This window comes from Tahibacter caeni (assembly GCF_024609805.1).
GTDB classification, from domain to species: Bacteria; Pseudomonadota; Gammaproteobacteria; order Xanthomonadales; family Rhodanobacteraceae; genus Tahibacter; species Tahibacter caeni.
In genome coordinates, this window is sequence record NZ_JANFVR010000219.1 from 1 (window position 1) to 8050 (window position 8050).

An 8050-nucleotide genomic window follows, 5' to 3' on the forward strand; every position below is an offset into this window, starting at 1 on the left:
GCCCGACCGCCGCGGCGATGCCGCCCTGCGCCCAGCGGCTGGCGCCGTCATCGGCGAGCGTGCCGCGCGTGATCACGGCGACGCGCCGCGGCGCCGCCGACAACGCCGTGGTCAGACCGGCGATGCCGGAGCCGATGACGATGAGATCGAAATGCATTGACCGCTCCAGGAACTTGCTTCTTGCACCGGCGCCGTCGTCACGCTGATCAACGAAGGCGCTGCGAGCCGGGCTGCCCTCTGCCGACCCGAGTGAAAAGGAGGGCTTGAAACTGCTTCCGCCCGGAACGCTTCAATTCGCGCGATGGAACTCGTGGATGACCTCGATCGCGCCGACGATCGCGTCGTTGAGCTGCTCGAGCTCCTCGGCCGGAATCCACCATTCGGTGTGCTCGCGGCCGCCGACGGTCTGCAGCGGGTAGCGCCGCATGAAATCGGCGCAGACGCGGAATCGCGTGACGTAGCCGCTGCCGCTGGCCGGCACGTTCCAGTCGCGTGCGATCTGGATCGCGTAGTCCTCGTTCGTCACCGGATAGAAGATCGGCTGGTCCGGCAGCCGCGGCGGCCAGCGGCGCCAGCCGCTGTCGCGGACCAGCGCCAGTTCTTTCGGACCGGTCGGCCGGTACAGCACGACACAGTCGGGCCCGGCGTTCATGCGGCTTCCTTGCGTCCGATCGCGAGCATGCGTTCGACGGCGCGGCGCGCGCGCGCGGCGATCGCGGCATCGACCTGAACTTCGTGGCGCATGTGCAGCAGTGCATCGTGGATGCGCGGCAAGGTGATGCGGCGCATGTGCGGACAGAGATTGCACGGCCGCGTGAACTCGATCTCCGGGAACTGCACGGCGACGTTGTCGCTCATGGAGCACTCGGTGATCATGACGACGCGGCGCGGCCGCCGCTCGGCGAGGTGCGTGACCATCGCCGCGGTCGAGCCGACGAAATCGGCTTCGAGCAGCACGTCGGGCGGACATTCCGGATGCGCGAGGATGCGCACGTTGCCGTGGGCGCGGCGATAGGAACGCAGTTCCTCGCCGCTGAAGCGCTCGTGCACCTCGCAGGCGCCTTCCCAGAGCACGACCTTGACCTGGGTCCTGGACGCGACGTACTGGCCGAGATACTTGTCGGGCAGGAAGATGACCTTGTCCACACCGAGCGATTCGACGATGTGCACGGCGTTGGCCGACGTGCAGCAGACGTCGGATTCGGCCTTCACGTCGGCCGAGGTGTTGACGTAGGTGACGACCGGCACGCCGGGATACTTCGCCTTGAGCAGGCGCACGTCCTGCGCCGTGATCGACTCGGCCAGCGAGCAGCCGGCCTCGGTGTCGGGGATCAGCACGGTCTTGTCGGGGCAGAGGATCTTGGACGTCTCCGCCATGAAATGGACGCCGCACTGCACGAGCACCCTGGCGTCGGCGCGCGCGGCCTGCTGCGCGAGCGCGAGCGAGTCGCCGGTGATGTCGGCGACGGTGTGGAAAATTTCAGGAGCCTGATAGTTGTGCGCGAGGATGACGGCGTTGCGCTGTTTCTTCAGGCGCTGGATGGCGTCGATCCACGGCAGGTGGGTTTGCCATTCCAGTTCGGGGATGACCTCGCGCACGCGCTGGTACAGCGGGGCGTAGCGGTCGAGCAGATCCGGAGTCAGTTCCGGCACGGCGCCGGGTAACACAGAGAGCGTTGCCATCGCGACCTCTTATGCTCAGAGTGAGCATATATGGGCCGCTTATGCTAGGGATGAGCATAAGGGGCGTCAAGGTTGTGGCGGGAATCGGCAATGGTGAATCTGCATGGGAAAAGCGCTGCGAGGCAGCCTCAGCCGGATGTTGAGAAATGGAGCCGAAAGGGATATGAGCCGGCCTCAGCCCGCTTCTGCGATTCCCGATTCCCGCGGCGTAGCCGGCACCGCCGGCTACGCCGGCTCGCTGCCGAGGTCGAAATCGGCGGCCCGCCGCTCGCTGAGCTCTGCATCGACCTCGGCAGCGAGCCGGCTGGCGGCCGGCAGGTCGTGCTCGGCGACCATGACGGTCACGAGCCCCATGACCGGCAGCTCGCCGATCGCGCCGGTCAGGTATTCGCCGCCGACATGGGCGGGGATGCCGGCGGCCTCGAGGACGTTGCGCACGAGGTGCGCGTCGATGATGTTTTCGGCCCGGTAGACGATGCGCATGGACGCTCCCGTTGCACGTCGTAACGCTAGCCTCGGCGCGGCCCGCGGTCAAAACGCGTATCCTGCGCGCTTTGCACCGACGGCAGCGGCTCCATGGATCTGCACCAGCACCTGCGCCTGATGGCCGACTACCACGCCTGGGCGCTGGACCGGCTCTACGCGGAAGTCGACCTGCTGACCGATGCGGATTATTTCCGCGACTGCGGCCAGTTCTTCGGCAGCGTGCACGGCACGCTCAATCACTTGCTGCTCGTCGAGCATCTCTGGCAGGCGCGGTTGCAGCACACGGTGTTTCCGGTCAGCGGCCTGGATCAGCAGCTCGAAGCCGACCGCGTCGCGCTGAAGCAGCGCCTGCAGGCGTTCGCGCGCGGCTGGCGGCCGTTCGTCGACGCGCTCGATCCGGCGACGGTCGCCGGCGACCTTAACTACCGCAACGTGCAGGGCACGCCGTATACGCTGCCGTACGCCTCATTGGTGCTGCACGTGTTCAACCACGCGACGCATCATCGCGGCCAGGCCTCGATCGCGCTCGTGCAACTGGGCCGCGCCGCGCCGGTCATGGACCTGCCGTATTTCCTGATCGACCTGCCGGCGGAAAAACTGCATGCGGCCTGATCCCGCCCCGGCCGGCTTCGCGTACGCCGCATCGCGATGAACGCCGCTTCCCTGCCCTTCCGCGCGCGCCGCTGAACCGCATGGTCATCGAAACCGCCGGTTCGCCGTTTCCGCTGCGCTACCGCTTCGACGATGGGCTGGCCGAGCGCACGCGCGACTGCCTGCTCGCGCTGCTGCGCGGCAGCCGCGACGAGGGCATCTGCCCGAGCGATGCGGCGCGCGAGCTGGCCGGCCAGCTCGGCACGGAATGGCGCGACCTCATGCGCCCGGTGCGCCTGGTCGCCGCCGAACTCGCGCGCGAGGGCCGCCTGGAAATCCGCCAGAACGGCAAGCGGGTCGACATCCTCGACGCGCGCGGTCCGCTGCGCCTGCATTACCGCGGCTGGTAGCCGTGCGGCGGCGGCGGGGGCCGGGTTAGACTTGCCGGTCTTACCCGAGAACTCCAGACGGCCCGCGGCCGCGACTCCATGACCCACGAAGCCCCGCTGCAGAACAACAACTTCATCCGCCAGATCGTCATCGACGACCGCGCTTCCGGCAAGCACGGCGGCCGCGTCGCGACGCGCTTCCCGCCCGAGCCGAACGGCTACCTGCACATCGGCCACGCCAAGTCGATCTGCCTGAATTTCGGCATCGCGCGCGAATTCGGCGGCCGCTGCAACCTGCGCTTCGACGACACCAATCCGACCAAGGAAGACATCGAGTACGTCGAGTCCATCCAGGAAGACGTGCGCTGGCTCGGCTTCGACTGGGACGAACTGCGCCATGCCTCGGACTACTTCGAGGTGTTCTACCGCTGCGCCGAGAAACTGATCGCCGACGGCAAGGCCTTCGTCTGCGATCTGTCGGCCGAGGAGGTGCGCGCCTACCGCGGCACCCTGACCGAACCCGGCCGCAACTCGCCGTTCCGCGAGCGCAGCGTCGAGGAGAACCTCGATCTGTTCCGGCGCATGCGCGCCGGCGAATTTCCCGACGGCGCGCGCACCGTGCGCCTGAAGATCGACATGAGCTCGGGCAACATCAACTTGCGCGATCCGGCGATCTACCGCATCCGCCACGTCGAGCACCAGAACACCGGTGCGGTCTGGTGCATCTACCCGATGTACGACTACGCCCACAGCATCTCCGATGCGGTCGAAGGCATCACGCATTCGCTGTGCACCCTGGAGTTCGAGGACCACCGGCCGCTGTACGACTGGTGCCTGCGCGAGATCGACCTGCCGCATCATCCGGAGCTGACCGCCTCGCTGACCGCGCGCGGCCTGACCGCGCCGACCGGCACGCCGCAGCAGATCGAGTTCTCGCGCCTGAACCTCGACTACACCGTCATGAGCAAGCGCAAGCTCATGGCGCTCGTGCAGGACGGCCTCGTCGACGGCTGGGACGATCCGCGCATGCCGACCCTGTCCGGCGTGCGCCGCCGCGGCTTTCCGCCGGCGGCCGTGCGCCTGCTCTGCGATCGCGTCGGCGTGACCAAGCAGAACAGCGTCATCGAGTTCTCGGTGCTCGAAGGCTGCGTGCGCGAAGAGCTCGACGCGAACGCCGCGCGCCGCCTGGCCGTGATCGATCCGCTCAAGCTCGTCATCGACAACCTGCCGGCGGGCCATACGGAAACGCTGACGTTCCCGAATCATCCCAAGAACGAGGCGTTCGGTACGCGCGCCGTACCGTTCTCGCGCGAGCTCTGGATCGAGCGCGAGGACTTCATGGAAGTGCCGCCGAAGGGTTTCCACCGCCTCGTGCCCGGCGGCGAAGTGCGCCTGCGCGGCGTCGGCATCGTGCGCTGCGAGTCGCTGGACAAGGACGCCGACGGCAACGTGACCGCGGTGCACTGCACCCTGCACGCCGACACGCGGCCGGGCCTGGCCGGCGCCGACCGCAAGGTCAAGGGCACGATCCACTGGGTCAGCGCCGCGCACGCCGTGGCGGCGGAAATCCGCCTGTACGACCGCCTGTTCGACGTCGCCGATCCGGACGACGACAGCGACGGCAAGACCTATCGCGATCATCTGAACCCGGATTCCAAGCGCGTCGTGCAGGGCTGGCTCGAGCCCGCCGCAGCCGACGCGGCGCCGGAAACGGCCTACCAGTTCGAACGCCTGGGCTTTTTCGTCGCCGACCGGCACGACCATGCGCCCGGCAAGCCCGTGTTCAACCGTGCGGTGACCCTGCGCGATTCCTGGGCCAAGGCCGGCAAGAACTGAAACGCGGCGGCACGGCGCAACCCGCCTGCCGCCCCCTGCCGCGACGCCGCGCCTTCGGCGTCGCGGCGCGCGGCGACGACACGAGGAATGCGCATGCTGTACGTCCAGGTCCATCTGACCCTGCCCGCCTGGCTGCACGAGGAAATCGATGCGGCCGCGATCTACGCGAGCGACGAAGACAAGGTCGCGCTCGCGATCCGCATGTCGCAGCGCAACGTCGAGCTCGGCACCGGCGGCCCGTTCGGCGCCGCGGTGTTCGACGGCGAGGGTCGTGTCGTCGCGGCCGGCGTCAACCGTGTCGTACCGCACAACTGCTCGGTCGCCCACGCGGAGATGATGGCGTTCATGACCGCCCAGGCCCGCACGCAGCGCTACCGCCTCAACGACGACGGCCGCCGCTACGTCCTCGCGACGAGCGCGCAGCCCTGCTGCCAGTGCTACGGCGCGAGCGTCTGGGCCGGCATCGACGAGATGCTGATCGGCGCGCGCAGCGAGGACGTCGAGGAACTGACCGAATTCGACGAAGGCCCGCTGCCGGCGGACTGGGTCGGCGAGCTCGAACGCCGCGGCGTGCAGGTGCGGCGCGACGTGCTGCGCGACGAGGCGCGCCGCGTGCTGGCGGCGTACAGCGCCGGCGGCGGCCTGATGTATTGACGGCGATCGGAAGCCCGCCGACCTCGATGGCAAGCTCCCTGACCAACGCCCCGTTCGCGAGCGGCATCGTCGTCTACTGCCGCGCGGGCTTCGAGAGCGAAGCCGCGCAGGAGCTCGACGCGACCGCGGCCGCCGCCGGCGTCGCCGGCTTCGCGCGCACCGAACGCAATGCGGGCTTCGCCGAATTCGTGCTGACGCAGCAGGGCGCGCCCGATGCCTTGCTGCGCCTGTTCGGCTGGTCGCGGCTGATCTTCGCGCGCCAGTCGCTGGCCGTGATCGGCCAGTTCAAGGCGCTGCCGCGCGAGGACCGTCTGACGCCGCTGCTCGCGGCGCTGCCGGCCGGCTTCCAGGTCGGCGACGTCTGGGTCGAGACACCCGACACCGACGCGTCCAAGCCGCTGACCGCGTTCTGCCGCAGCTTCAACAACGCGTTCGTGCAGCAGCTGCGCCGCAGCGGCGCGCTCGATCCGCGCAGCCCCTGGCGTCTGCATGCACTGTTTCCGACCGGCGAGCGCTGCCTGCTCGGCCTCGCGCTGATCGATCATTCCGCGCCGTGGCACCAGGGCATACCGCGGCTCAAGTTTCCGCGCGAGGCGCCGAGCCGCTCCACGCTGAAGCTCGACGAGGCGCTGCAGGTGCTGCTCAACGCCGGCGAGCGCGAACGCTGGTTCAAGCCCGGCATGAGCGCGGTCGACCTCGGCGCCGCGCCGGGCGGCTGGACCTGGCAGCTCGTGCGCCGCGGCCTGCACGTCACCGCCGTCGACAACGGACCGATGGACGAGGGGCTGATGGCTTCGGGCCTGGTCACGCACAAGCGCGAGGACGGCTTCCGCTTCCAGCCGCGCCAGCGCGTCGAATGGATGGTCTGCGACATGGTCGAGCAGCCGCGCCGCGTCGCCGCGCGCATGGCCGAATGGCTGGCCGCGGGCTGGTGCCACCGCAGCGTATTCAACCTGAAACTGCCTATGAAGAAGCGCTATCTCGAAGTGCAGCAGGCCTTCGAGGCGATGCAGGCCACGGTCGCCGCGGCCGGCCGCGAACTCGAGATCCGCGCCAAGCAGCTGTATCACGACCGCGAGGAAATCACGGTCTTCGCGCAGACGCGCTGAGCTGCGACACCGTGCAGATCGCATGGCCGCGCCTGCCGGCCGCGGCGTACTGCATGCGGCCGGCGGCGCCGCGTTGCGTTCTCTGCCGGTGTAGGGTTGGCACGCGGCTTGCGGCTTCGACGGCAAACCACATCGCGAGGAGCGCCGCATGAACCGCGAATCCGACCTGCTTGCCCATCGCCCCGTCACGCCGGGCGATCCTCAGCCGCAGCCGCCCGGCGATCCGGCCCCGCCGCAGCATCCGCCGACGCCGCAGACGCCGCCGCCGGTGCGCGGCCAGATGCGGGCGGACTGAGCCATGGCCCTGCTGCGCCTGCAAGTGACCGGCAGCGACGACGTCGCCGACGAACTGATCGGCCTGCTCGGCGCGATTCCCGGCGTGGATCACGTCGAGGAAGTCGGCGACCTGATGCCGCACATGGACGACGAGGATTCGAGCTCGGCCGGCCTGCCCGACGACACGGCCGAGGGCTTCCATCAGATCGAAGTGCATGCGCCGAACGCGCTCGCGGTCGAACGCGTGCGCAGCGTCGTCGAGGCGCTCGCGCGCGAGCGCGGCGTGGCGATCGAATACGACGACACGGAGTGACCCGACGGGCGGGTCTTCAATTCCCGCCTGCAGCCGCGATGGGTTGCAAGTGCAGCGTTGTCGCATTTGCCGCAATGGCCACGTCGTGGTGGGAAATCAGCACGAGCGTGGACGCGCCGACCCAGGCGTCGACGCCGACCGCGACGCGCCGGCGCAGCGGCGCATCGAGGCCTTCGTAAGGTTCGTCGAGCACGAACAGCACGGCCGGGCGCAGCAAGGTGCGCGCGAGCGCGAGCCGGCGCGCCTCGCCGCCCGACAGGCCGACGCCGTATTCGCCGAGCGGCGTGGCCAAGCCCTGCGGCAATTGCGCGAGCCAGCCGTCGAGCGCGACGGCCTGCAGCACGGCGCGCAGGCGCGCGTCGCCGGCGTCCGGATCGGCGACGCGCAGGTTGTCAGAGACCGTGGCCGCGAACAGATGCGGACGCTGGGGCAGAACCGCCACGCGCGCGCGCAGCGTCGCCTCGTCGTAGTTCCGCAGGTCCACGCCGTCGAGCAGCACGCGTCCCTGCTGCGGATCGGCGCTGCGCGCGAGCAGCGCCGCCAGGGTGCTCTTGCCGGCGCCGGATGCGCCGCGTACGCACACGCGCGCGCCGGCGGCGAGGTCGAAGCTCGTCGCGGCGAGACCCGTGTCGCGGCCCGGATAGCGATAGGCGGCGGCGAGCACCTGCACGGCGCCGCGCGCCGGCGGCCGTTCGCCCCGCTCCGGAAACACT

General features: G+C 69.5%; 12 protein-coding genes. 7 read left to right on the forward strand and 5 right to left on the reverse strand.

The window, feature by feature from the left end:
- From NON22_RS25020 to NON22_RS16565, 4 genes are all read right to left on the reverse strand, one after another.
- Positions 1–157 (reverse strand): FAD-dependent oxidoreductase (locus tag NON22_RS25020; RefSeq protein WP_425507994.1); only part of this gene is annotated, 157 nt, incomplete at its 3' end.
- A gap of 132 nt (positions 158–289) precedes the next feature.
- Positions 290–652, reverse strand: a complete 363-nt coding sequence (locus NON22_RS16555) for an ADP-ribosylation/crystallin J1 (protein WP_257388052.1) — start codon at positions 650–652, stop codon at positions 290–292.
- Entirely contained in the window at positions 649–1683 is a 1035-nt protein-coding gene (gene nadA / locus NON22_RS16560; protein WP_257388053.1) for a quinolinate synthase NadA, read from the reverse strand. The genes NON22_RS16555 and nadA overlap by 4 nt, the downstream gene beginning before the upstream one ends.
- 225 nt (positions 1684–1908) lie before the next feature.
- A complete protein-coding gene (locus NON22_RS16565; protein ID WP_257388054.1) occupies positions 1909–2166 on the reverse strand; it encodes a putative signal transducing protein in 258 nt (85 codons plus the stop codon).
- Positions 2167–2259: 93 nt separating this feature from the next.
- Between NON22_RS16565 and NON22_RS16570 the strand changes: the two genes are divergently transcribed.
- The 7 genes from NON22_RS16570 (at position 2260) to NON22_RS16600 (ending at position 7337) form a co-directional block, all read left to right on the forward strand.
- On the forward strand, positions 2260–2781 hold the full coding sequence (locus NON22_RS16570; protein ID WP_257388055.1) for a DinB family protein: 522 nt from the start codon (positions 2260–2262) through the stop codon (positions 2779–2781).
- A gap of 80 nt (positions 2782–2861) precedes the next feature.
- Positions 2862–3170 carry a DUF3253 domain-containing protein gene (locus tag NON22_RS16575; RefSeq protein WP_257388056.1) on the forward strand — a complete coding sequence of 103 codons (309 nt, stop codon included), beginning with the start codon at positions 2862–2864 and terminating at the stop codon, positions 3168–3170.
- Between the two features lie 78 nt (positions 3171–3248).
- The gene (locus NON22_RS16580) at positions 3249–4985 is read left to right on the forward strand and encodes a glutamine--tRNA ligase/YqeY domain fusion protein (protein ID WP_257388057.1); all 1737 of its coding nucleotides are present in this window, start codon (positions 3249–3251) and stop codon (positions 4983–4985) included.
- A gap of 93 nt (positions 4986–5078) precedes the next feature.
- Positions 5079–5639 carry a nucleoside deaminase gene (locus tag NON22_RS16585; protein ID WP_257388058.1) on the forward strand — a complete coding sequence of 187 codons (561 nt, stop codon included), beginning with the start codon at positions 5079–5081 and terminating at the stop codon, positions 5637–5639.
- Positions 5640–5665: 26 nt separating this feature from the next.
- A complete protein-coding gene (gene rlmM, locus NON22_RS16590) occupies positions 5666–6748 on the forward strand; it encodes a 23S rRNA (cytidine(2498)-2'-O)-methyltransferase RlmM (protein ID WP_257388059.1) in 1083 nt (360 codons plus the stop codon).
- Positions 6749–6896: 148 nt separating this feature from the next.
- Positions 6897–7043 carry a hypothetical protein gene (locus tag NON22_RS16595; RefSeq protein WP_257388060.1) on the forward strand — a complete coding sequence of 49 codons (147 nt, stop codon included), beginning with the start codon at positions 6897–6899 and terminating at the stop codon, positions 7041–7043.
- Positions 7044–7046: 3 nt separating this feature from the next.
- Entirely contained in the window at positions 7047–7337 is a 291-nt protein-coding gene (locus NON22_RS16600; RefSeq protein ID WP_257388061.1) for a hypothetical protein, read from the forward strand.
- A 16-nt stretch (positions 7338–7353) separates the two neighbouring features.
- Here NON22_RS16600 and NON22_RS16605 read toward each other — a convergent pair.
- The coding region (locus NON22_RS16605) for an ATP-binding cassette domain-containing protein (RefSeq protein ID WP_257388062.1) at positions 7354–8050 on the reverse strand (697 nt) is incomplete at its 5' end.